The organism is Pseudonocardia sp. GCM10023141 (assembly GCF_042653605.1).
Window position 1 is genome coordinate 62,649 of the sequence record NZ_JBHSIR010000032.1, and the last position, 22,816, is coordinate 85,464.

The 22,816-nt window shown below is 71.2% G+C and carries 21 protein-coding genes; 4 read left to right on the forward strand and 17 right to left on the reverse strand.

Going from position 1 to position 22,816, the window contains the following annotated elements:
• Positions 1-13 precede the first annotated feature (13 nt).
• The 13 genes from ACFPFQ_RS19780 to ACFPFQ_RS19840 all read right to left on the reverse strand — a co-directional run bounded on the left by ACFPFQ_RS19780 (position 14) and on the right by ACFPFQ_RS19840 (position 15,526).
• The gene (locus ACFPFQ_RS19780; protein ID WP_379620920.1) at positions 14-790 is read right to left on the reverse strand and encodes an ABC transporter permease; all 777 of its coding nucleotides are present in this window, start codon (positions 788-790) and stop codon (positions 14-16) included.
• Positions 791-837: 47 nt separating this feature from the next.
• Positions 838-1,812 (reverse strand): ATP-binding cassette domain-containing protein, encoded by a 975-nt coding sequence (locus ACFPFQ_RS19785; RefSeq protein WP_379620870.1) that lies wholly within the window; start codon positions 1,810-1,812, stop codon positions 838-840.
• Positions 1,813-2,057: 245 nt separating this feature from the next.
• The gene (locus ACFPFQ_RS19790; RefSeq protein ID WP_379620872.1) at positions 2,058-2,195 is read right to left on the reverse strand and encodes a hypothetical protein; all 138 of its coding nucleotides are present in this window, start codon (positions 2,193-2,195) and stop codon (positions 2,058-2,060) included.
• 93 nt (positions 2,196-2,288) lie between these two features.
• The gene (locus ACFPFQ_RS19795; RefSeq protein WP_379620874.1) at positions 2,289-4,088 is read right to left on the reverse strand and encodes an ABC-F family ATP-binding cassette domain-containing protein; all 1,800 of its coding nucleotides are present in this window, start codon (positions 4,086-4,088) and stop codon (positions 2,289-2,291) included.
• Positions 4,088-5,059, reverse strand: coding sequence for a 4-(cytidine 5'-diphospho)-2-C-methyl-D-erythritol kinase (locus tag ACFPFQ_RS19800; RefSeq protein ID WP_379620876.1), 972 nt, complete (start codon positions 5,057-5,059; stop codon positions 4,088-4,090). The genes ACFPFQ_RS19795 and ACFPFQ_RS19800 overlap by 1 nt, the downstream gene beginning before the upstream one ends.
• A 98-nt stretch (positions 5,060-5,157) precedes the next feature.
• Complete coding sequence (locus ACFPFQ_RS19805) at positions 5,158-6,684, reverse strand: DHA2 family efflux MFS transporter permease subunit (protein ID WP_379620878.1); 1,527 nt, start codon at positions 6,682-6,684, stop codon at positions 5,158-5,160.
• On the reverse strand, positions 6,666-7,235 hold the full coding sequence (locus ACFPFQ_RS19810) for a PadR family transcriptional regulator (RefSeq protein WP_379620880.1): 570 nt from the start codon (positions 7,233-7,235) through the stop codon (positions 6,666-6,668). Before ACFPFQ_RS19810 ends, ACFPFQ_RS19805 begins: the two co-directional genes overlap by 19 nt.
• Before the next feature lie 658 nt (positions 7,236-7,893).
• On the reverse strand, positions 7,894-8,787 hold the full coding sequence (gene rsmA, locus ACFPFQ_RS19815) for a 16S rRNA (adenine(1518)-N(6)/adenine(1519)-N(6))-dimethyltransferase RsmA (protein WP_379620881.1): 894 nt from the start codon (positions 8,785-8,787) through the stop codon (positions 7,894-7,896).
• 50 nt (positions 8,788-8,837) lie between these two features.
• Positions 8,838-10,754 (reverse strand): transglycosylase family protein, encoded by a 1,917-nt coding sequence (locus ACFPFQ_RS19820; RefSeq protein ID WP_379620882.1) that lies wholly within the window; start codon positions 10,752-10,754, stop codon positions 8,838-8,840.
• Positions 10,755-10,974: 220 nt separating this feature from the next.
• Entirely contained in the window at positions 10,975-11,832 is an 858-nt protein-coding gene (locus ACFPFQ_RS19825; RefSeq protein WP_379620884.1) for a TatD family hydrolase, read from the reverse strand.
• 82 nt (positions 11,833-11,914) lie between these two features.
• The gene (metG, locus tag ACFPFQ_RS19830; protein ID WP_379620886.1) at positions 11,915-13,705 is read right to left on the reverse strand and encodes a methionine--tRNA ligase; all 1,791 of its coding nucleotides are present in this window, start codon (positions 13,703-13,705) and stop codon (positions 11,915-11,917) included.
• Positions 13,706-13,733: 28 nt separating this feature from the next.
• Complete coding sequence (locus ACFPFQ_RS19835; RefSeq protein ID WP_379620888.1) at positions 13,734-14,288, reverse strand: Uma2 family endonuclease; 555 nt, start codon at positions 14,286-14,288, stop codon at positions 13,734-13,736.
• Positions 14,285-15,526, reverse strand: coding sequence for an FAD-dependent monooxygenase (locus ACFPFQ_RS19840; RefSeq protein WP_379620890.1), 1,242 nt, complete (start codon positions 15,524-15,526; stop codon positions 14,285-14,287). The genes ACFPFQ_RS19835 and ACFPFQ_RS19840 overlap by 4 nt, the downstream gene beginning before the upstream one ends.
• Positions 15,527-15,625: 99 nt before the next feature.
• On the opposite strand from ACFPFQ_RS19840, the gene ACFPFQ_RS19845 reads away from it, so the two are divergent.
• Positions 15,626-16,372, forward strand: a complete 747-nt coding sequence (locus ACFPFQ_RS19845; RefSeq protein ID WP_379620892.1) for a TetR/AcrR family transcriptional regulator — start codon at positions 15,626-15,628, stop codon at positions 16,370-16,372.
• Between the two features lie 70 nt (positions 16,373-16,442).
• Here ACFPFQ_RS19845 and zwf read toward each other — a convergent pair whose 3' ends face one another.
• On the reverse strand, positions 16,443-17,828 hold the full coding sequence (zwf, locus tag ACFPFQ_RS19850) for a glucose-6-phosphate dehydrogenase (protein WP_379620894.1): 1,386 nt from the start codon (positions 17,826-17,828) through the stop codon (positions 16,443-16,445).
• Positions 17,829-17,892: 64 nt separating this feature from the next.
• On the opposite strand from zwf, the gene ACFPFQ_RS19855 reads away from it, so the two are divergent.
• The gene (locus ACFPFQ_RS19855; RefSeq protein ID WP_379620896.1) at positions 17,893-18,375 is read left to right on the forward strand and encodes a cation:proton antiporter regulatory subunit; all 483 of its coding nucleotides are present in this window, start codon (positions 17,893-17,895) and stop codon (positions 18,373-18,375) included.
• Positions 18,376-18,381: 6 nt separating this feature from the next.
• Positions 18,382-19,584, forward strand: coding sequence for a cation:proton antiporter (locus ACFPFQ_RS19860; protein ID WP_379620898.1), 1,203 nt, complete (start codon positions 18,382-18,384; stop codon positions 19,582-19,584).
• A gap of 26 nt (positions 19,585-19,610) precedes the next feature.
• Here the strand turns inward: ACFPFQ_RS19860 and ACFPFQ_RS19865 are convergent, their stop codons facing one another.
• The 3 genes from ACFPFQ_RS19865 to rsmI form a co-directional block, all read right to left on the reverse strand.
• Positions 19,611-19,748 carry a hypothetical protein gene (locus ACFPFQ_RS19865; RefSeq protein WP_379620900.1) on the reverse strand — a complete coding sequence of 46 codons (138 nt, stop codon included), beginning with the start codon at positions 19,746-19,748 and terminating at the stop codon, positions 19,611-19,613.
• A gap of 92 nt (positions 19,749-19,840) precedes the next feature.
• Positions 19,841-20,053, reverse strand: a complete 213-nt coding sequence (locus tag ACFPFQ_RS19870; protein WP_379620902.1) for a hypothetical protein — start codon at positions 20,051-20,053, stop codon at positions 19,841-19,843.
• 186 nt (positions 20,054-20,239) lie between these two features.
• Positions 20,240-21,112, reverse strand: coding sequence for a 16S rRNA (cytidine(1402)-2'-O)-methyltransferase (gene rsmI / locus ACFPFQ_RS19875; protein WP_379620904.1), 873 nt, complete (start codon positions 21,110-21,112; stop codon positions 20,240-20,242).
• Positions 21,113-21,170: 58 nt separating this feature from the next.
• On the opposite strand from rsmI, the gene ACFPFQ_RS19880 reads away from it, so the two are divergent.
• Entirely contained in the window at positions 21,171-22,751 is a 1,581-nt protein-coding gene (locus ACFPFQ_RS19880; RefSeq protein ID WP_379620922.1) for a dolichyl-phosphate-mannose--protein mannosyltransferase, read from the forward strand.
• Positions 22,752-22,816: the final 65 nt, after the last annotated feature.

Sequence of the window (22,816 nt, forward strand, 5' to 3'; positions counted from 1 at the left end):
GCGGCGCATCCGGTCAGGTCCGGCGCCGGTAGAGCATCACCGCGAGCGGCGCGAAGATCGCCACGATCACCGCGGCGGTCAGCAGCGCGGCGGTCGCCGGTCCCGCGACGGGACCTCCGAGCAGCAGCCCCCGCACCGCGTCGGCGGTCTTCGACACCGGGTTGATGTCGACGAACGCCTGCAGCCAACCCGGCATCGTCGACGCCGGCACGAACACGTTGCTGCCGAACGTCAACGGCATCATCACCAGCATGCTCAGGCCCTGCACCGACCGCGGGCCCTTCACCACCATGGCGAGCGCGGTGAAGATCCAGCACAGCGCGAACGCGAACACCATCACGAGACCCATCGCGGCGAGGACGCTGAGGGGATCGGTGGCGACCCGGAACCCGAGCAGCATCCCGAAGACCAGCATGATCACACCGGACGTCAGGTAGCGCACGAGGTCGGCCCCGATCGCACCCAGCAGCGGGGCGCTGCGCGCGATCGGCAGGCTGCGGAACCGGTCGAAGATGCCCGTGTGCAGATCCTCCGCCAGCGCCACGCCGGTGCCGATGGACGCGAAGACGACCGTCTGCACCAGCACACCGGGCAGCGCGAACTGCAGGTAGCTGGTGGTGTCACCGGAGATGGCGCCGCCGAAGACGTACACGAACAGCAGCAGGAAGATGATCGGCTGCAGCGTGACGTCGATCAGCGCCTCGGTGGAGTTGATCGTCTTGATCACGCCGCGCCAGGCCAGTGTGAGGCTGTGGCGCAGGAAGGACGGCCCGGCTCGACCGCGGGTCATGGCCGGGTCCGGGGCGGCCGGGGTCTGCTTGGTCAGCGTCGCGGTGCTCACGCCGCCACCTCCGCGGTGTCGTCGATCGGGTCGGTGGACGCGGGGCGCCCGGTGAGGGTCATGAAGACGTCGTCGAGGCTGGGCAGGCGCAGGCCGAGCTCGGCCACCGTGATGCCCTCGGCGTCGAGGCGGGCACCGACCCGGGCCAGCAGCGCCGCATCAGCGGCGGCGACGACCAGCTCGCCGCTCGCGTCCATCTCGGGGGTCTGGCCCGTGGCCAGCTCGGTGACGAGCGCGGTGACCGCGTCCCGGTCGGCGCGGTGCATCGGACGGACGTGCAGCAGTTGCCCGCCCACCTCGGCCTTCAACGTGGCCGGGGTGCCCGCGGCGATCACGCTGCCGTGGTCGAGCACCACGAGGTCGTCGGCGAGCTGGTCGGCCTCCTCGAGGTACTGCGTGGTCAGCAGGACCGTCACACCGTCGGCGGTGAGGGCGCGGACGCTGTCCCAGACCTCGTTGCGGTGGCGCGGGTCGAGGCCGGTGGTCGGCTCGTCGAGGAACAGGACGTCGGGCCGCCCGATCAGGCTGGCCGCGAGGTCGAGACGGCGCCGCATGCCGCCGGAGTAGGTGCGCACCTTGCGCTTGGCCGCGTCGGCGAGTCCGAAGCGTTCGATCAGCTCGGCGGCGCGGCGGCGCGAGTCGGATCGGGAGAGGTCCAGCAGGCGCGCGATGAGGACGAGGTTGTCGGTGCCCGACAGCGCCTCGTCCACCGCCGCGTACTGGCCGGTGAGTCCGATGCGGCGGCGCACGGCGTCGGCATCGGCGACGACGTCGTGCCCGAACACGGACGCGCTGCCGCCGTCGGGGCGCAGGAGGGTGGCGAGCACCCGCACCGTGGTCGTCTTGCCCGAGCCGTTGGGCCCGAGCAGGCCGAGCACCTGGCCCGGCCGGGCGACGAGGTCGATCCCCGCGAGCGCGGTGGTCTCCCCGAACTTCTTGACCAGGCCATCGACCTGGATGACGGATTCCATACCGTCAGCGTGCGGGGCGGGCCTGACACGTCACCGCCACGGCGCTGATACGGCCCGACGGGCGGTGTCAGCGGTGGGAGTTCGTGGACCGGCCCATCATCCCGTCGAAAGATGACGGGCCGGTCACACTCCCCAGTGCGGGCTCCCCAGCGGGTCCCCCGACCCGACCACGCACCCCACGAACAGTAGGCGCGATCGAGCGGTTGCGGATCGGTCGAAAGTCTGAGCCGGCGATCTTTTCTGGATCACTTCGGAGGTCGGAGGCCGTCGCGAAGCACGGTGACGACACGCGCCCGCAGGCCGGTATCGTCGCTCCCGCCGAGCGTCAGCAGCAGCCCCTTCAGCATCGCGACCAGGTCGTCGACCTGGATCTCCGGTCGCACGCAGGACCTCGTCGCCGCCCTCACCTGACCGTCGAGAACGACGTTGCCATGATCGAAAGGGCCCTTTGATCATGGCAACGTCGTTCTCGACGGTTATTCGGCGAGTTCCGCGGCCTCGAGCCAGGCCTCTTCGACCTGCTCGCGCTCCACCCCGACGGCCTTGAGCTCGCGGCCCAGCTCGATCAGCCGGGACGGGTCGGTGGCGGCCTCGCCGAGCTGCGTCTGCAGCTTCGCCTCCTTGGCCAGCAGCGCCGTCATCCGCCGCTCCAGACGCTGGGCGTCCTTGCGGGCGGCGCGCTGGTCGGCCGCGCTGACCGTCGGCTTCGCGCTCGCGAACTTCGCCACCTCCGGAGCCGCGGTCAGCCCGTTGACCTGAGCTTCCGACACCGCCCGCCGTTCCAAGTACTCCTCGATGCCGCCGGGGAGGTGGGTGATCTTGCCGTCACCGAACAACGCGACGACCGTGTCGCAGGCGCGTTCGACCAGGTACCGGTCGTGGCTGACGACGATGAGCGTGCCCGCCCAGCCGTCGAGCAGGTCCTCCAGCCGCGCCAGCGTGTCGACGTCGAGATCGTTGGTGGGCTCGTCGAGCAGCAGGACGTTGGGCTCGGCCATGAGCAGCCGGGTGAGCTGCAGCCGCCGTCGCTCACCACCGGAGAGGTCACCGACGGGCGTCCACTGGCGCGCCGCCGGGAAACCGAGCCGCTCCAGCACCGAGGACGCCGTGAGCTCCAGCTTGCCCAGCCGCACGAACTTGGCCACCTGCTCGGTGGCTTCCAGCACGCGCATGCTCTTCGGGAGGTCGACGAGCTCCTGACTCAGCTCGGCGAGCTGCACCGTGGTGCCCTTGATCAGGCGCCCACCCTCCAGCGGCCGCTCACCGGTGAGGGTTCGCAGCAGCGTGGTCTTGCCCGATCCGTTGACGCCGACGATGCCGATGCGGTCGCCCGGCCCGATCCGCCACGTGACGTTGTCGAGCAGCGTGCGGCCCGGGATCGTCGCGGTGGCGTCCTCGAGCTCGAGCACGGTCTTGCCGAGCCGGTTGGTGGCGAACCCGAGCAGCTCGACGGTGTTGCGCGGCGGCGGGACGTCGGCGATCAGTGCCTCGGCGGCCTCGATCCGGTACTTGGGCTTCGCCGTGCGTGCGGGCGGGCCGCGCCGCAGCCACGCCAGCTCCTTGCGTGCCAGGTTCTGGCGACGCTGCTCGGCGGCGTCGGACTGCCGGGTGCGCTCGGCACGGGCGTAGATCCAGTCGGCGTAGCCGCCCAGGAAGCTCTCGACCCTGCCGTTCGCCACCTCCCAGGTGCGTGTGCAGACCGCGTCGAGGAACCAGCGATCGTGTGTGACGACCACGACCCCGCAGCGGCGCGACAGCAGGTGCCGGGCCAGCCAGCCGATGCCCTCGACGTCGAGGTGGTTGGTGGGCTCGTCGAGCACCACGAGGTCGGGATCGCCCACGAGCGCGGCCGCGAGCGCGACGCGGCGCTTCTCGCCGCCGGACAGGCCCTCCACCGACCGTTCCAGATCGCCGATGCCCAGGCCCTCGAGCACGTCGCGGACGCCGGCGTCGGCCGCCCACTCGTGATCGGCGGCACCCTTCCAGGCGGCGAGCACGACGTCGCGGACGCGGGCGCCCGGCGGGAGCCGGTCGCCCTGCGCGAGGTGCGCGAGGTTCAGCCCCCCGACGCGACTGACGCGGCCGCCGTCGGGAGCACGCTCCCCGGTGATGATGTCGAGCAGCGTGGTCTTGCCGCCGCCGTTGAGACCGACGACGCCGACGCGCTCACCGCTCTCGACGCCGAGCGAGACGGCGTCCAGCAGCACGCGGGAGCCGTCACCGGGCACGTGCGCGGTGACGCTCTCGAGGTTGACGAGGTTCTGCGGCCGGGCCATCAGGCACGCACCGGCGGCCACGACGTGGGCGGGTTGGGCGACGACCCGGGCGGTTCGTGCTGGTCGACGACGCGCGCGCCCGGCACCGGGCCGTGTGCGACGCGCACCGTGCGGCACACGCCGACACCGGCGAGCTGGGCCGCCACGTCGATGGCGGACTCGGCACTGGTGCACAGGAACGCGCAGGTGGGGCCGGAGCCCGACACCAGCCCGGCCAGCGCACCGGCGTCGACGCCGGCACGGAGCGTGCGACGGAGATCGGGGATCATGCTGACAGCAGCCACCTGGAGGTCGTTGCCCAACGAGAGCGCGAGCTGGCGGGGGTCGCCTGCGGCGATCGCCTCCAGCACCGGCTCGACGGGGCGGGGTGTGGGATCGGCACCGGCGCGGAGCCGGTCGAGCTCACCGAAGACGGTGGGGGTGGCCAGGCCACCCCGATGGAGCGCGAGCACCCAGTGCTGCGGGTGGCGCGAGAGCACCGGCACGATCTGCTCGCCGCGGCCGGTGCCGACGGCGGTACCGCCGTAGAGCGCGAACGTGACGTCGCTGCCCAGCTCCGCGGCCAGCACCGAGAGCTCGTCGCGGTTGAGGTCGAGCTTCCACAGCGTGCACAGCGCCACGAGCGCTCCGGCCGCGTCCGCGCTGCCGCCCGCCATGCCACCCGCGACCGGGATGCCCTTGCGCAGCACGAGCTGCACGTCGGGATCGCGGTCGGCGCGCTCGGCGAGCAGCTGCACCGCGCGCCAGGCCAGGTTCGTCTCGTCGGCGGGCACCTCGGAGACGCCTTCGCCGAACACCTCGATGCCGGGTGCGTCGCTCTGCGAGACCGACACCTCGTCGAACAGGCTGACCGCGTGGAACACCGTGACGAGGTCGTGGAACCCGTCCGGGCGCTGCGGACCGACGGCTAGATGGAGGTTGATCTTGGCGGGCACCCGCACGGTGACCGGGGGCGGAACAGCGGCGAGCACTCGACAACCCTACGTGCGTGGGCGGCGGCGGTGTTCAGGACGTCCAGCGGGGTGACATCGCTGACGTTCGACGTCAGTGATGTCACCCCGCTGGAAGATCACTTCTCGACCGCGCCCACCGGCTCCGCCGCCCCGGAGCGTCGCACCATGTGCCGCGGCCGCTGGAACGCCAGCACCGCCAGGAACCCGATGATCAGCACCACCCCCGGGAGCACCAGCGACTGCGCCATCGCCGCGGAGAACCCGTCGTGCAGCGCGGGCGGCAGGTGGGAGATCCCGGTCTCGGCCGAGCCGCCACCACCGGTTCCGGGCAGGTTGGCGGTGATCCGTGCCTGGATCAGCACCGCGATGGCGGCACTGCCCAGCACGGCACCGATCTGCCGCGTGGTGTTGTAGACCCCGGAGCCCGCACCCGCGTGCTCCAGGGGCAGGTTGCGGGTGGCGGTCGAGGAGATGGGCGCCCAGACGAACCCGTTGGCCACGCCGAGCAGCGCCATCGGCAGCAGCAGCTCCCAGATCGGTGTGGTCGGCGTCATGATGCCGGCGAGCCACAGCACCGCCACCGAGAAGCACAGCAGCCCGAAGCCCGCGATCCAGCGGGGGTGCACGGCGTCGGTGAGCTTGCCGACGAACGGGGCGAGCCCGCCGGAGATCACGGCCATCGGCACCGTCAGCAGCGCCGCGTTGGTCGGGCTCAGGCCCAGCACGCCCTGCGCGTAGAACATGAAGGGGAACATCATCCCGGTGATGGCGAACCCGACGGAGCTGATGGCGACGTTGGCCAGGCTGAAGTTGCGGTCCTTGAACAGGCCCAGCGTCAGCAGCGGTTCGCGGCGGTTGCGCGCCTGCCAGAAGAGGAAGGCGGCGAGGACGACCACCCCGGCGATGATCAGGGACCAGACCGAGATCGGGCCGGCGATCGTGCCCCAGTCGTAGGTCTGACCCTCCTGGATGCCGAACACCAGCAGGAACATGCCGATCGCGCTCAGCGCGACACCGAGCAGGTCGAAGCGGCGGGCGGACGTCGGGAGCGACGGCACGAGCCGGATCGCGAGCACCAGGCCGACCACGCCGACCGGGACGTTGATGAAGAAGATCCACTGCCAGCCGACGGTGTCGACGAGCACGCCGCCCAGGATCGGTCCGACGAGCGTCGCGACGCCGGCAGCGGCACCCCAGAGCCCCATCGCCTGGCCACGGCTCTGCGGGGGGAACGTCCGCGTGATCACGGCCATCGTCTGCGGCGTCATCATGGCGGCGCCGAGGCCCTGCACGACCCGGGCCGCGATGAGCCCGCCGATGCTGTTGGTCAGGCCGCACCACAGGGAGGCGAGCGTGAACACCGTCAGCCCGACGAGGTAGACCTGGCGCGGTCCGAAGCGGTCGCCGAGCCGGCCGGTGATCAGCAACGGCACGGCGTAGGCGAGCAGGTAGGCGCTCGTGACCCAGACGACCGCGTTCACGTCGGTGTGCAGGTCGGCGAGGATCGCCGGGGTCGCGACCGAGACGATCGTCGAGTCCACCAGGATCATGAAGAAGCCGAGGACGAGCGCCCAGAGCGCCGGCCACGGGTTCGTGGGGAGGGCAGGCGGACCGCTCTCGTGGGTCAGTTGTCCAGTGGCCATGCCAACTCCTCGGTCTCCAGCCGGTTCACCAGGCGGCGCAGCCAGCCCAGCTCGGCAGTACGGATCTCGACGGTGAACTGCACCGCCAGCAGGTGTGCTTCCACGGTCTTGGTCAGCGCGTGGTCGAGATGTCCCTCGGTCTCGGCGAGCTCCGACTCGAGCACCCGGATCCGGGCCCTGAGCTGCTCGACGGCCTCGGCCCGGCTGAGGTTGTGCGCCTCGCTCAGCGCGACGGGGAAGCGCGGGTACTCCGGGACCGGACAGGCCAGTTCGGCGCTGATCCAGCGCTGGAGGGTCTCGCGACCGGCCACGGTCACCTCGTAGGTGGTGCGCTCGGGGCGCGCCCCCTCGCGGTCCGTGCTGACGGCCTTGACCAGCTCGGCACCGGCCAGCCGGTCGATCGTGTGGTAGAGCGAGCCGGGGCGGACCTTGATCATCTCGTCCTGCCTGCGCAGGATCAGCAGCCGGTAGATCTCGTAGGGGTGCATCGGCTGCTCGCAGAGCAGCGCCAGCGCGCTGACCGCGAGCGGCGTCAGGGAGACGGCCACCATTCACCCACCTAGATCATTCCGTTCGGATTACTCCACGCGGAATAATACGTGGACGCGGGCCGATGCCGTCAAGGTGAGGCCGAGCACGTCCGCGGTCGCACAGCAGTGGCCCGGCAGGCCCTCGCCTTGCAGGAAAGTCCGTCATGGCCGGAGGCCGCCATGAGGGATGAGAATCGGCGCTCTCGGGTGCGGTTGGGCAGTGTGCCCCGGCTTCAGGGCGCCCTCGCCGGGCGGGCAGATCAGCAGGAGGGCACAACAACCACCCGGCGTGGACGAGCCGAACACCACCGTCCTCGGGACGGAGCCGTGGTGCGGTTCGCGCGGATCATGCTTGCCGAGGCGCACGGCAGGGGCCCGGTGTGGGGCGCTGCGGTGCGGCTGGGGTGATCAACGCCCACTGGTTCGGTGTTGACCATGACCCAGTAGGCGTTGATCTTCGTGCCGGTGGTCGAGCGCGCACTTGCTCATGATCCAACCGGAACCCGTGGGCGTTGATCACTCGCCCGGCGCGGCAGGCTCTCGCAACGGGGCCGGCGCGGGGCGTCGGATGCGCTTCCCGGTAGGTCCCGCTGGCAGGCCGCGTTCGGATGGGGATTCTCCTGACAGCCACTCTGCCGCAACGACGTTGCGGGAAAGTGGCTTTCCTGCAACGGCGCGCTCAGGTAGCTGCGGGCACCCGAGCCGCCGCCAACCGGGCGAAGGCTGCGATGTCGAGGCGCTCGGCGCGCTCCAGCGGCTCGATCCCCGCCGCACGCAGTGCTACCTCGGCCGCCGCCGGGCCACCGGCCCACCCCGACAGCGCCGAGCGCAGGGCCTTGCGGCGCTGCGCGAAGGCGGCGTCGATCACGGCGAAGACGGCCACGCGGTCACCGGGGGGCGCGTCGCGGCGGTCGAACGCCAGCAACCCCGAGTCGACGTTGGGCACCGGCCAGAACACGGCGCGCGGAACCGAGCCGGCGCGGCGGGCGGCGGCGAACCAGGCGAGCTTCGCGCTCGGCACGCCGTAGGTCTTGTTGCCCGGATCGGCCGCGAGCCGTTCCGCCACCTCGGCCTGCACCATCACCAGCCCGCGCCGGATCCCGGGCAGCTCGGCCAGCAGGTGCAGCACCACCGGCACGCCGACGTTGTAGGGCAGGTTCGCGACGATCGCGGTGGGCGGCGGACCCGGGAGATCGGCAGCGCGCACCCGCAGGGCGTCGGCCGTGGTGACGACGAGCCGATCGGCCAGCTCCGGGGCCCGCTCGGCCACCGTGCGGGGCAGCCGGGCCGCGAGCACGGGATCGATCTCCACGGCGTGGACGCCCGCGACCGCGGGGAGCAGCGCGAGCGTCAACGAGCCCAGCCCGGGCCCCACCTCGAGCACCACGTCGTCGGGATGCAGCTCCGCGGCCTTCACGATCCGGCGCACCGTGTTGGGATCGTGGACGAAGTTCTGACCCAACCGCTTCGTGGGACGGATGCCCAGCTCCGCGGCCAGCTCCCGCACCTCGACCGGGCCCAGCAGGCGCGACCGCCCGTCGGTCACCGGCGGCGGAACGGTGGGATCGCTCATGGGGACGAACGCTAGTGGTTGCCGGTGGAGGCGCCGGTCGGCGGAGCCTCCTACTGCGGCAGCCCCAGCTTCGCCGAGCACGCCGGCCATGCGCCGTAGCCGCCGCCGCGGTCGTCGCGGACCTTGGTGGCCACGGCGATCTGCTGCTCGCGGGTGGCCTCGTGGGGCAGCGGCGCGTAGTCGGTGCCACCGTAGGCGCGCCACGTGCCGGCGTCGAACTGGAGGCCACCGTAGTAGCCGTTGCCGGTGTTGATGGCCCAGTTGCCGGTGGCCTCGCACTTGGCGATCCGGTCCCACACGCTGCCGTCCTCGATGAACGGCACGGCCGGGATGTTGTCGTTGGAGCCGACCTTCACGATGCGCGGGCGCGGCGGGGTGGTGCTGCCGGCGCGGACCTGCTCGCGGCGCACCTCCTTGCCGTTCTGCACGTAGACCCGCATGATCGCCGTCTGCTCGCCCGGCTTGCCGGGGTCGACCACGACGCGCTTGCCGCGCGCCAGGTCGGGGGCGTCGACGATCTGCTCCGGCGGGTTGATCGGGTGGGTCTCGACGACCTCACCGACACCGTTGCGCACCACCTGGATCGACGTTCCCGGGCTGACCGGGGTATCGCCGCTGGGGATCGAGACGTCGTCGGGGCCGAGCTGGATGCCGCGCTCGGTGAGCACCCCGGCCACCGTGCCGGCGAGCGTGGTGACCTGGGTGGGCGCCTCGGTGCCGTCGGCGAACGTGATGGCGCGTGGAACGCGCAGCACCACCGACATCCCGGTGAGCGGGATCCCGGCGGCGGGCGCCGCGGACATCTGGATCGGCGTGGCCTCGACGCCGAGCCCGGTCAGCGCCTCGCTGACGGACGTGGCCGTGGTCCAGATCTGACGCTCGGACGGGCCTTCCACGAGGGTGAGGCGGCGGGCCCGGTTGAAGATGATGTGATCGCCGGTGGCGAGGTCGGTGGGAAGCGCGGGCTCCACGCGGTCCTGCGGCGCCGGGGTCAGGCCGGCCGCGGTGAGCGCCGTGCCGACGTCGGTTGCGAAGGTGTGCAGCACGCGGTCCTGGCCGTCGACGGTGATCGTGACGCGCTTGTCCATGGCCAGCGCGGTGGCACCGCCGCCGAGCAGCACCGCGATCACCGCGAGCACGGTGGCGCGCACCAGCGTGGACGCGGGCGCGGGACGGGTGGCGGCGCGACGGGCGGCCCGGCGGGGTGCCGGAACGGCCTCGACGTCGCGGTCGAGCTCGGGGGCCGCCGTGGGCAGCCCGACCGGCTCCGCGACCGTGGTGGCGGTGATGACCGGCAGCTGGTCGGTGTAGGTGTCGGTGAACAGCGCGGCGCCGTCGAGCACCTGCAGCGGGCCGGTCAGCGCCTCGTCCACGCCGGTGACCGCCGCTCCAGCGGACGCAGTGACGACGGGGATGCCGGCGGTGCGGTCGACCGCGAGGTCGAGCACGCCGAGGTCGGCGGTCTCGTCGGCGCGCGACCGGCGGCGCACGGCGCGCACGGTGGCGGTGTCGAGCACGGTGTCGGCGGGGGCGACCGAGGTCGCTGGGGCCACCAGGGCCTCCACGGCGCGGCCGGCGGTGGTGTGCCGCGACCGGGTGCCACGGACCTTCGGGATCGGCCCGGTGAGCGCCTCGACGGGGATCGGGCTCGTGGTCTCCACCGCCGGGACGGCGGGGAACTCGCCGGTGTGCGGATCCGCCGCAGCGTCCTCGGCGAACGAGTCCGCGGCCGGGTTGGTCTGGATCGGCCGGGCCCGGCGCCTGCCGGCGCGGTGGGACTTCGGCGGCTCGATCGTCGCGATGGTCTCGATCGACGGCGTGGCCGACGGTCCGGGTACGCCGTCGGCGTCACCGCCGCCGTACCAGTCGGCATACGGATCAAGGAGCTCGTCAGCGACGGTGAGCTGGCGAACCTGATCGCGTGCAGCACGGCGCTGCGCGCGCGCAGTTACGTCGACCACGGGCATCCAGACTTCGTCGGACCGGGCAGGGGAGGAGGCATCGATCACGGTGGCCCGGAGGCAAATGGCGCTGGGGAGCGTCCCGGGCCACCGTGATCGCTGTGCTGGGGAGCGTTCCCCACCCCGGCTTTGCGATCACGGAACCGTAACGGGCTGTAAGCGCAGAGTCCGCGACACGACACGCCGTGAGCGCCGAACGGCGCATTCGCTACGCCGAACGAGACCGTCACACGCCCGGCGCGACACCTTGCGCGACGGGTGGCAGCTCGTCGAGCCGGAAGACCCGCTCAGCGTTGCGCCTGGCGCACTCCGCCACCCGCTCGGCGGCCACGCTGCGGAGTTCCGCGATACCGCGAACCGTCCACGGCAGGACATAGGGCTCGTTCGCCCGGCCGCGGTGCGGATGGGGCGTCAGGAACGGCGCGTCGGTCTCCACCAGGAACCCGTCATCGGGCACCAGCACGGCCGCTTCGCGGAGCGCGTGGGCGTTGCGGAACGTCACTGTTCCGGCGAACGACAGCACGTACCCGGCGTCGACGCACTCGCGCGCCATCGCGGCGTCACCGGAGAAGCAGTGGAACACCACCGCCTCCGGAGCGCCCTCCTCGCGCAGGATGCGCAGGACGTCGGCGTGCGCGTCGCGATCGTGGATCATCAGTGGCTTGCCGAGCCGCTTGGCGAGGTCGATGTGGCGGCGGAACCAGACCTGCTGCGCGTCGGGCGGGGAGTGGTCCCAGTAGTAGTCGAGCCCCGTCTCCCCCACCGCGACGACGCGCGGATCCGCGGCGAGGCGCTCGATCTCCGCGAACTCGTCCTCGGTGACGGCCGCGGTGCGGGTCGGGTGCAGCGCGACGGCCGCCGCGACGCGGGCGTCCCAGTTCGCCGCCAGTACGGCCCAGCGGGCGGCCGGCAGGTCGTCGGCCACCGTGACGGCGCGGGCCACACCGACGGCCTCGGCGCGGTCCATCGCGGCCGTCACATCCGCTGCCGTGACGCAGCCGCAGGCGTCGAGGTGGGTGTGGGCGTCGACGGTCGGCGCGCCCAGCGGCTCCGGCGGGGGTGGCCGCTCGCCGCGGGGGCTCACCGGGCCCTCTCGCCGATGGCAGGAAAGCCACTTTCCTGCAACGTCGTTGCGGCAAAGTGGCTTTCCTGCAACGGAGCGCGGGTCACTTCTTGATCGGAGCCCACTCCGGGCCGGTCTCGCCCAGCTCGGGGTCGAGCTTGGTGAAGATCGGGCTCGGCTTCGCCAGCGGGCGGCCCACCTCGATCGGCGTGCTGCCCCACTTCGCCTGCTCCACCGTGTAGTCGCCGGTCAGCACCGGGTACGCCGGACCGTCGCCGAGATCCTCGACCTCGCGGATCTCCGGCTGCGCCGCCCAGACCCCGGTGCCGCCCAGCGCCTCGTGCACCTGCTGCGCGGAGTGCGGCAGGAACGGCGTGAGCAGCGTGTTGGCGTCCTGCACCACCTGCAGCGCGGTGTGCAGGATCGTGTCGCGGCGGTCGGGGTCGTCCTTGCGCTTCCACGGCTCCTGGTCGCTGAGGTACCGGTTGGCCGCCGTCACGACGCGCATGGCCTCGCCGACCGCCTGCTTGAACCGGTTGCGCCCGAGCAGCTCACCGACGGTGTCGAAGCCGGCCCGTGAGATCGCGAGCAGCTCGTGGTCGGCGTCGGCGGGCGCCACCGGCTTCGGGATCGAGCCGACGTTCTTGTGGGCCATCGAGATCGAGCGGTTGACGAGGTTGCCCCACTCGTTGGCGAGCTCGAAGTTGGTGCGGCGCACGAACTCGTCCCACGTGAAGTCCGTGTCCTGGTTCTCCGGACCGGCCACCGAGATGAAGTAGCGCAGCGCGTCGGGCCCGAACTCCTTGAGGAAGTCGGTGACGTAGATGACGGTGCCCCGCGACGTGGAGAACTTGGAGCCGCTCATCGTCAGGAACTCCGACGACACGATCTCGCTGGGCAGGTTCAGCGTGCCGAAGGCGCCCGGCGTGCCGCCCTTGTCGCCCGCGCCGTTCTGCCCCAGCAGCAGCGCCGGCCAGATGACGGAGTGGAAGACGATGTTGTCCTTGCCCATGAAGTAGAAGCCCTGGGCCGACGGGTCGGTCCACCACTGCTTCCAGGCGTCGGGGTCGGGCCCGCGCCGCGCCCACTCCACCGACGCCGACAGGTAGCCGATCACCGCGTCGAACCAGACGTAGAGCCGCTTCATCGACTGGTTGCTCCAGCCGTCGAGCGGCACCGGCACGCCCCAGTCAAGGTCGCGGGTGATGGCGCGGGGCTTGAGGTCGTTGACGAGGTTGGTGGCGAACTTGATGACGTTGGGCCGCCAGTCCGACCGCGTGGACAGCCACGACCCGAGCGACTCCGCGAACGCCGGCAGGTCGAGGAAGAAGTGCTCGGTCTCGCGGAACACCGGCGTCTCGCCGTTGATCTTGGAGCGCGGGTTGATCAGATCGGCCGGGTCGAGCTGGTTGCCGCAGTTGTCGCACTGGTCGCCACGGGCGTGCTCGTAGCCGCAGATCGGGCAGGTGCCCTCGACGTAGCGGTCGGGCAGCGTGCGTCCGGTGGACGGGCTGATCGCGCCCATCGCCGTCTTCGGTACCACGTAGCCGTTCTTGTACAGCGCCAGGAACAGCTGCTGCACGACCTCGTAGTGGTTGGTCGTGGTGGTGCGGGTGAACAGGTCGTAGGCCAGTCCCAGCCCGTGCAGATCCTCGACGATCACGCGGTTGTACTTGTCGGCCAGCTGACGGGGGGTGAGCCCCTCGCTGTCGGCCTGCACCTGGATCGGGGTGCCGTGCTCGTCGGTGCCGCTGACCATCAGCACCTGGTCGCCGATCATCCGGCGGTACCGGGAGAAGACGTCGGAGGGCACACCGAAACCGGAGACGTGGCCGATGTGCCGGGGACCGTTGGCGTAGGGCCATGCCACGGCCGTCAGCACGCGCGAACTCATGGTGACCAGCCTATGCCGGAGCACCAACTCAGATGTCGGCGGAGCCCTCCGGCCAGCCGATGCGGAGCTTGCCCTCGACGGTGCGGAGCTCGATACCGAGCACCTCGGACTCGACCGAGCCGTCGGGCTTGGGTTGGACGGAGACAAGGCTGCCGCCGACGGCGCGCAGCAGCTCGACCCGCCGGTCCTCCGGATGAAGGATCAGCACCTCCTGGACACCGACCGCCGAGTAGAAACCGATCTTCTCGTACGTCTCATCACGCGGCGAGCGGATCTCGATGACCATTTCCGCGCGTTCGACGCCTCGCTCCGAGAGCTGATCCGGCTGGAAGACGACCAGATCCGGGACCCGGTAGTCCTGATCCGCCCGGAAGACACCTGTCTCGTACAACACATCCAGCTCACGCTGCTCCGCTCTCGACACGGCGAGTCGGAAGAACCGGGCACCCAACACCTGGTGCGCCCCCCCGGGCGGTGGAACCACGTGGACGTCTCCGTCCCACATCTCGTCGCGGCCGTCGATACCCAGCCGACGCCGCTCGTCGAGCATCTCCTGTGGAGCGTCGAGCCAGACCACCCTCATGCGCCCAGGGTAATGGGCCGTGCACCGTTCGCGGGTGCGTAGTCCTTCAGCGAGATCGCCGTCGCAGCCTCGTGGATCGGCCCGATCATCTTCTCGATCATGGCGTTGCGCCACGGCACCACCTTGAGCATCCTCATGATCTGCACGCCGAGGAAACTCTGGAACCGGCTCCTCGCGACCATGCGCCCGATGGAGTTCTCCCCCAGCTCCTGGTTCGTCGCCACGAACGTGCGCATCGCGCGGTCGTAGGCGGCGAACGCCACGACGTGATCGCCGCCGGCGGCCGCCAGCTCCCCGGCCAGCACGTAGGCGCCGACCATGGCCAGCGAGGTGCCCTGGCCCGACGCGAAGCACGGGCAGTACCCGGCGTCGCCGACGAGCGCGACGCGGCCACGCGTCCAGCCGTCCATCCGGACCTGGCTGACGGAGTCGAAGTAGAAGTCGGCGGTGGTCTCCATGGCGGCGAGCAGCCGGTCGGTCTCCCAGCCCGCACCGGTGAACGTGTTGCGCACGTGCGCCTTCTGCGCGGTGACGTCGTGGCGGTCCACCGGCTCGGCCGGGGCGGGGAACAGGAACAGCGCCTTCGCGCCCGCGGTCTGCTTGGTGCTGTACAGGTTCACGGTGCGGCCGGTAACGGAGTAGACGAGCTCCTCGCGGTCGAGGCCCAGGTGGTTGGGCACCGCGAAGATCGAGACGTTGTAGCCGAGGTCGCGCACGAACTGCGACTCCTCGCCGAAGGCCAGCGCGCGGACGTTCGAGTGCAGCCCGTCGGCGCCCACCACCAGGTCGAACGTGCGGGGCGCCGCGTTCTCGAAGGTGACCGCGACGCCGGCCGGCCCGTCGATGAGCGAGGTGATGGAGTCGCCGAAGAGGTACTCGACCCCCTCGGCGAGGTCCACGATCATGCTCGACAGGTCGCCGCGCATGACCTCGACGTCGGCCTCGCCCCGGCCCATGAACAGGTCGGCAGGCATCGAGACGAGCCGCTTGCCGGCGCCGTCGACGAAGGACATCGACTGCATCTCGGTGTCGGCGGCGCGGGCCGCTTCCAGGATGCCCATGCGGTCGGCGACCTCGATGGCCGCGCCGCGCAGGTCGATCTTGTAGCCGCCGGTGCGCAGCTCGGACGCCCGCTCGACGACGGTGGGGACGAAGCCGTGGCGGCGCAGCCAGTAGGCGAGCGCCGGACCGCCGATGCTGGCGCCGGAGATCAGAACGGTTCGGGTGTTCGTGCTCATCGGGAGCTCCTCAGGCCATCACTGCGTACGCCTTACGCTGTTGTGCGTAAGTTATACGCAGTACGTAGGATGGGCGTCAACCCCGGGAGTTGAGACCGCATGAACGAGACCGACACGGGCCTGCCTGCCAGCCTCGAGATCGCCTGGGGCCTGCGCGAGCGCCCGACCAAGGGCCCCAAGCGCGGGCTGTCGATCGACCGGATCGTCGAGGTCGCGGTGCAGGTCGCCGGCACCGACGGGCTCGGGGCCGTCGCCATGGGCCGGATCGCCGCGGAGCTCGGCGTCGGCACGATGTCGCTCTACCGCTACGTCGGCGCCAAGGACGAGCTCTACGTCCTCATGTCCGAGTCGGTGTTCGACGCCGCCCCACCCGAGTCCGGCGACGCGGGCTGGCGCCCCGACCTCGCGGCATGGGCGCGGCGGCTGTTCGCCGTGCTGCTGGCGAACCCGTGGGTGCTGCGGATGCCCATGACCGGGCCGCCCGCCACCCCCAACCAGCTGCGCTGGATGGAGAGCGGGCTGGTGGCGCTGCGCGACAGCGGGCTCTCCGAGAGCGCGAAGATCTCCGCGATGCTGCTGCTGCTGGGCTTCGTCCGCAGCGAGGCCACCGTGTCGAGCGAGGTCGGGGCGGCCGCGGCGGCCACCGGAAGCACCGAGCAGGACGCCGCCGCGGCGTACGGGCGCCTCATGGCCCGCCTCGTCACGCCCGAACGGTTCCCCGCGATCGCCACGGCGTTCGCCGCCGGCATCACAGAGGAGGAGGACAGCCCCCAGATCCGCTTCGACTGGGGCCTCGAACGGATACTCGACGGGATCGCCGCGCTCGTGGCGCGACCGAGCAGCTGACGCACATCACGAGCAGGCGGCGCACACCGTCGACGGTATGCGCGAGCCCCCGACGGTGTGCGTCAGCCGATCACTTCTCCGGCACCCGCCAGCCGCGCTCGCCGGGCAGGTCGAGCGCGGCCTGCGGGCCCCACGACCCCTTCGCGTACGGCTGGGCCGTCGGCTTCGCCGCCAGCACCGGGTCGCACAGCTCCCAGAGCCGCTCGACCTCGTCGGTGCTGGTGAACAGCGTGTGGTCGCCGCGCATCACGTCGAGCAGCAGCTTCTCGTAGGCCTCCAGCGGCACGGCGTCGCCGAACGCGGTCTCGAACCGCAGGTCGAGGATGGCGTGCCCGATCGTGAACGTCGCACCGGGCACCTTGGCCCGCATCTCCAGCGAGATCTCCGGCTCGTCGGTGAGCTCCAGCACCAGCTCGTTGGGCGTGCCGTCGGCCTCGCCCGGGAACATCCGCAGCGGCGGCTCGTGGAACCCGAGCGTGATCGTGCGCCTGCCCTGGCCCAGTGACTTGCCGGTGCGCAGGTAGAACGGCACGCCCTTCCAGCGCCAGTTGTCCACGAAGACCTCGAGCGCGGCGAACGTCTCGACGGTGCTGTCGGCGGCAACGCCCTTCTCGTCGCGGTAGCCCTCGTACTGTCCGAACACGACGCGGTCGGGGTCGAGCGGCCGGATCGCGCGGAAGACCTTGAGCTTCTCCTCGTGCAGCGCGACGGCGTCGATGTGCACCGGCGGCTCCAGCGCGACGAACGCGAGCAGCTGGAACAGGTGGGTGCTGATCATGTCGCGGAACGTGCCCGTGGCCTCCATGAAGGCGGCGCGGCCCTCGATGCTGATCGCCTCCGGCACGTCGATCTGCACGTAGGCGACATGGTTCTTGTTCCAGATCGGCTCGACCAGCCCGTTGGCGAAGCGCAGCGCGAGGATGTTCTGCACGGCCTCCTTCCCGAGGAAGTGGTCGATGCGGAACACCTCGGTCTCGGCGAAGACCTCCAACACCGCGGCGTTGAGCTCCTCGGCCGAGTCGAGGTCGTGGCCGAAGGGCTTCTCCAGCACCAGGCGCGACCGCTCGTCGAGACCGGTGTCGTGCAGCATCGCGATCATCGGCTGCATCGCGGCCGAGGGCACCGACAGGTACAGCAACCTGCGCACCCCGGAACCGCCGAGGTCCTTCTCCGCGGCGGCGACGGCCGCGGCGAGGTCCGCACCGTCATCGGCCGAGGAGACGACGAACCGGATGCGCTCCGCGAACGCCGTCCACTCCGGCCCCGCGTCCTCGGGCGCGATCTTCGCGCGGAACTCGTCGTCGGTGCCCGGCGAGTGCCGCCCGGTGCCGATGATCCGGATGTCGGGCAGCAGCCCCGCGCCGTGCAGGTGGAACAACCCGGGGACCAGCTTGCGATGGGCGAGATCACCGCTGGCGCCGAACATGACGAGGACGTGTGGGGCGAGATCGGTCACCCTCCCATGATCGCCCTCATCCGGCCCCGCGTCGCCCGCGAGCCGCTCGTCTACCCTGAATGTCGTGAATGTCGAGGTGACGCCCCTACCCGGGATCGGCGTACGGAAGGATTTCGCGCTCCGCAGCGGCCGCCGGATCGGCGTGGTGACCCATCGCGACGGCAAGATCGAGCTCATCCTCTCCAAGCCCGACGATCCGGACGCCTGCCTGGCGGAGCTGCCACTGTCGGCCGACGAGGCGAGCACGCTGGCCAACCTGCTCGGGGCCCCCCAGCTCGTCGCCCAGCTCAACGAAGAGCACCGGGACCTGCCCGGCATCCACACGCGGCAGATCCCGATCGGCAGCGGCTCCCCGTTCGACGGCCGCACGCTCGGCGACACCGCGCTGCGCACCCGTACCGGAGTGTCGGTGGTCGCGGTGATGCGCGCCGGCCAGGTGCACCCGAGCCCCACGCCCGACTTCACCCTGACCGCGGGCGACCTCATGGTCACCGTCGGCACGTCGGAGGGGCTCGACAACGCTGTCAAGATCCTCAATCGGGGCTGATCCCCGGTGGACCACACCGCGCTGGAACTGATCGAGCTCGGGGCCGTCTTCTTCGGACTCGGCCTGCTCGGCCGCTTCGCCGGCAAGATCGGCCTGTCCCCCATCCCGCTCTACCTGCTCGGCGGCCTGTTCTTCGGAGCGGGCGGCTTCGTGCCGCTCACCGGCATCGAGGACTTCACCGGGCTGGCCGGCGAGATCGGCGTCGTCCTGCTGCTCCTGCTGCTGGGGCTGGAGTACTCGGCGGCCGAGCTCGTCACGGGGCTGCGCCGTTCCTGGACGGCCGGGCTGCTCGACATCGTGCTCAACGCCGCGCCGGGCGTCGCCGTCGCCCTGATCCTGGACTGGGGCGTGATCGGCGCGCTCGTGATGGGCGGGGTCACCTACATCTCATCGTCGGGGATCATCGCGAAGGTGCTCGGCGACCTCGGGCGCCTCGGTAACCGCGAGACGCCGGTGGTGCTGTCGATCCTCGTGTTCGAGGACCTCGTCATGGCCCTCTACCTGCCGATCCTCACCGCACTGCTGGTGGGCGTCACGTTCGTCGGCGGGCTCACCGCCGTCGGGATCTCGGTGGCGGTGCTCGCCGTCGTGCTGCTGGTGGCGCTGCGCTACGGCCGTTTCGTCTCCGCGGTGGTCGACTCCCCCGACCGCGAGGTGTTCCTGCTCAAGGTGCTGGGGGCGGCGCTCCTGGTGGCCGGCTTCGCGTCCGCCATGCAGGTGTCGGCCGCGGTCGGTGCGTTCCTGCTCGGCATCGCGATCAGCGGGTCGACGGCGGAGAACGCCACCAAGATGCTCGAGCCGCTGCGCGACCTGTTCGCGGCGATCTTCTTCGTGGTCTTCGGGCTCAACACCGACCCGGCGTCCATCCCACCGATGCTGGGCTGGGCCGCGGCGCTGGCCGTCGTCACCACGTTCACCAAGATCGCCACCGGGTGGTGGGCGGCGCGGCGGCAGAAGATCGGGCCGCTCGGGCGCGCCCGGGCCGGGGCCGCACTGGTGGCGCGCGGGGAGTTCTCGATCATCATCGCCGGGCTGGCCGTCGGTTACGGCGTCGTCGACGAGCGGCTGGCCGCGCTGGCCACCACCTACGTGCTGCTGATGGCCGTGATCGGGCCGGTCGCCGCGCGGGTGGTGGAACCGTTCGCCCGGGCTGTGCAGAGCCGCCGCGGGGTCACGAGGACCACCCCGGCGCAGACGGCGGGATCCTGACTCCCGTTCCGAGGTGTTCGCGCCACTCAGGGACGCGCGACCCACAGCTCGATCTTGCCGATGTTCGGCAGACACGCGTAGTCGTACCACCAGCCGTACGCCTTCCCGAGGTTTCCCCAGGCCTGGCAGTCCTGATACGTCGGGAAGGTCCCGTAGCGCGTCAAACCTGATGCTGACACCGCGGCCGATCCACTCTTTAGCCCACGCTTGATCCCACCCGCAACCGACCGAACCGTCGAGAACGACGTTGTCATGATCAGAAGAGCCTGCCGATCATGGCAACGTCGTTCTCGACGGACTCAGCCACCCACTCGCCGCTGCTGGTGACCGCTTCACCGCTGGCAACATCCATCCGCACCGTCTCGGCAGAGGCCGTTCCCGACCCGATACCGACAGCCAGCGCAAGGATCGCGGCCAAGGCCACCAGCATCGCACCAATTCGTCGGGCAACCTTCTGAACAGCGCGCACACCGCCACCTTCTCATGAATGATTCGCGAGGATCGAACATCGGCGATCCGTTATCGGCAGCACCGGTTCGCCGCCACACAGACCGCGTGACATTCGGAAGTTATCAGCAGTACATTGGTGCTGACCCACCATTTAGGACACGCTTGATACGTGATTCGGGAACGACTCAGAGCACCCCGCGGGTCGTCATCCTGCGGACTGCTGCGCCGCCAACGACGCGGCGTACAGATCCCGTTTCGGCACCCCGGCGGCCGCGGCCACGACCGACACGGCGTCCTTCATCCGCTCCCCGTCGGCGACCCGCTCCTGCACCGCGCCGACCAGTGACTCCACGGTCGGTGCCGCCGACGGCGCCGCCCCGGCCAGCACCACCGTGATCTCGCCCCGCACCGGACCCTCCTCGGCCCAGGCCGCCAGCTCGGCCAGCGTGCCGCGCAACACCTCCTCGTGGGTCTTGGTCAGCTCCCGGCAGACCGCGGCCGCCCGCTCGGCACCGAGCACGTCGACGGCCGTGGCCAGCGTGTCGGCCAGCCGGTGCGGCGACTCGAAGAACACCGTGGCCCGCGCCTCGGTGCGCAGCGTGTCGAGCCAGCGGCGCCGCTCACCATCGCGTCGCGGTGCGAAACCCTCGAAGCAGAAGCGCTCGCAGGGAACCCCCGAGAGCACCAGCGCCGTGGTCACCGCCGACGGGCCCGGCAGGCAGGTGACCGGCAGGTTCTCCGCTGCCGCCGCCGCGACGATCCGGTAGCCGGGATCGGAGACGGCGGGCATGCCGGCGTCCGACACCACCAGCACGGTGCGCCCCTCGCGGACGTCCTCGAGCAGGCGCGGCATCCGGGCGTCCTCCACCGCGTCGTAGTGGCTGATCACCTTCCCGGTGATCGTGACGCCGAGCGCGGCGGCCAGTGCGCGCAGCCGCCGGGTGTCCTCCGCGGCGATCACGTCGGCGGTCGCGATGGCGTCCACCAGCCGCGCCGACGCGTCGCGGGACTGGCCCAGCGGGGTGGCCGCGAGCACGAGCCGACCGGTGGTGGAGCTCGGTGCCGACGAGGAGGTCACGCCCCGCAGCCTACGATCGTGCGTCGTGACCTCCCGCACGGTCGTCCCACGGCCCGAGATGCCGAGCCGTCCGGAGCAGGAGGACGAGCCGGGCACCGGCAACCTCCCGGTCGGCGACGTACCCCCACCACGCCGTCCGGCCACCGGTACGGCGCTGCTGGGATCGCCGCCGCCCACCGACCGGCTGCGCGGCTGGCTCGTCACGATCGTGCTCGGCGCCATCGCCATGGCCGTCCGGTTCGCCGGGCTGGGCCACCCCACCGACGGCGGCACCCCCGTCTTCGACGAGAAGCACTACGTGCCGCAGGCCTGGCAGATGCTGCGCAACGGCGGCGTCGAGGACGACCCCGGCTTCGCGCTCGTGGTGCACCCGCCGCTGGCCAAGCAGCTCATCGCGGTAGGCGAGTGGCTCTTCGACTACAACGGTTTCGGCTGGCGAGCCTCGGCGGCGTTCGCCGGCGTGCTGACCGTCGTGCTGCTGATCCGGGTCACCCGCAGGCTCACCCGCTCCACGCTGCTGGGCGGCATCGCCGGCATCCTGCTGATCTGCGACGGCCTGTCGCACGTCCAGTCCAGGATGGGGATGCTCGACGCGTTCCTCGCGCTCACGGTGACGGCCGCCTTCACCACGCTGGTCCGCGACCGCGACGACGTGCGGGCCCGGCTGGCCGTCGTCATGCTCGAGGGCCGCATCGCGGACTCCCCCTACGGCCCGCGGCTGGGCTTCCGCTGGTGGCGCCTCGCCACCGGCGTGCTGCTCGGGCTCGGCTGCGGGGTCAAGTGGTCGGGGCTCTACTGGGTGGCCGGGTTCGGCGTGCTCGTGGTGCTCTGGGACATGGCGGCCCGCCGCGCCGCGGGCGTCGAGCGGCCGTTGCGCGGCACGATCGTGCGCGACCTGGGGCCCGCGCTGTGGGCACTGCTGCTGGTGCCGCTGCTGGCCTACCTGTCCACCTGGTGGGCCTGGTTCGGCAGCGAGACGGCCTACGACCGGCACGCGGTCGGCGAACGCCTCACCGGCACGTCGATCATCCCGGACGCGCTGCGCGGGCTCTGGTCCTACGGCGGCGAGGTGCTGGCGTTCCACGACGGCCTCACCACCCAGGCGGCGGGCGTGCACCCGTGGGAGTCCAAGCCGTGGGCCTGGCCGATGGGGCTGCGCCCGATGCTCTACTACTACGCGTCCGGGTCACAGGTCACCGGCTGCGGTGGCACCGAGTGCGTCAGCGCGGTGATGCTGATCGGCACCCCGGCGCTGTGGTGGCCGGCGCTGGCGGTGCTGGCGTTCTCGCTGTGGCGCACGTTCGCACGGTTCGACTGGCGCTACGCCGGGGTGCTCTTCGGCTACGGCTCGGGCATCCTGCCGTGGTTCATCAACATCGACCGCCAGATGTACTTCTTCTACATGGCGCCGGTGGTGCCGTTCCTCGTGATCGCCACCGTGCTCGTGATGGGCGAGGTGCTCGGCAGGGCCGGTGCCTCGAAGGAACGCCGCCAGACCGGCCTGCTCGTCGTCGGGCTGTGGATCGGCGTGATCGTCGCCAACTTCATCTGGCTGTGGCCCATCCTCGTCGGCCAGCCGATCACCCCCGCGATGTGGGAGGCGCAACTGTGGCTGCCGTCGTGGCGGCAGCAGTCCTAGTGTCGCGTGCCGGAAGTTGATTGACGGTGGGCTTTCGCGATGATCGTGTCGGCGTCTTTAGTCCA

Excerpts from the sequence above, each read along its gene's own strand:
- ACFPFQ_RS19780 (WP_379620920.1), bottom strand. The coding sequence starts at position 790 with ATGACCCGCGGTCGAGCCGGGCCGTCCTTCCTGCGCCACAGCCTCACA.
- ACFPFQ_RS19785 (WP_379620870.1), bottom strand. The coding sequence starts at position 1,812 with ATGGAATCCGTCATCCAGGTCGATGGCCTGGTCAAGAAGTTCGGGGAG.
- ACFPFQ_RS19795 (WP_379620874.1), bottom strand. The coding sequence starts at position 4,088 with ATGGCCCGGCCGCAGAACCTCGTCAACCTCGAGAGCGTCACCGCGCAC.
- ACFPFQ_RS19805 (WP_379620878.1), bottom strand. The coding sequence starts at position 6,684 with ATGGCCACTGGACAACTGACCCACGAGAGCGGTCCGCCTGCCCTCCCC.
- ACFPFQ_RS19810 (WP_379620880.1), bottom strand. The coding sequence starts at position 7,235 with ATGGTGGCCGTCTCCCTGACGCCGCTCGCGGTCAGCGCGCTGGCGCTG.
- rsmA (WP_379620881.1), bottom strand. The coding sequence starts at position 8,787 with ATGAGCGATCCCACCGTTCCGCCGCCGGTGACCGACGGGCGGTCGCGC.
- ACFPFQ_RS19820 (WP_379620882.1), bottom strand. The coding sequence starts at position 10,754 with ATGCCCGTGGTCGACGTAACTGCGCGCGCGCAGCGCCGTGCTGCACGC.
- metG (WP_379620886.1), bottom strand. The coding sequence starts at position 13,705 with ATGAGTTCGCGCGTGCTGACGGCCGTGGCATGGCCCTACGCCAACGGT.
- ACFPFQ_RS19835 (WP_379620888.1), bottom strand. The coding sequence starts at position 14,288 with ATGAGGGTGGTCTGGCTCGACGCTCCACAGGAGATGCTCGACGAGCGG.
- ACFPFQ_RS19840 (WP_379620890.1), bottom strand. The coding sequence starts at position 15,526 with ATGAGCACGAACACCCGAACCGTTCTGATCTCCGGCGCCAGCATCGGC.
- ACFPFQ_RS19845 (WP_379620892.1), top strand. The coding sequence starts at position 15,626 with ATGAACGAGACCGACACGGGCCTGCCTGCCAGCCTCGAGATCGCCTGG.
- ACFPFQ_RS19880 (WP_379620922.1), top strand. The coding sequence starts at position 21,171 with ATGCCGAGCCGTCCGGAGCAGGAGGACGAGCCGGGCACCGGCAACCTC.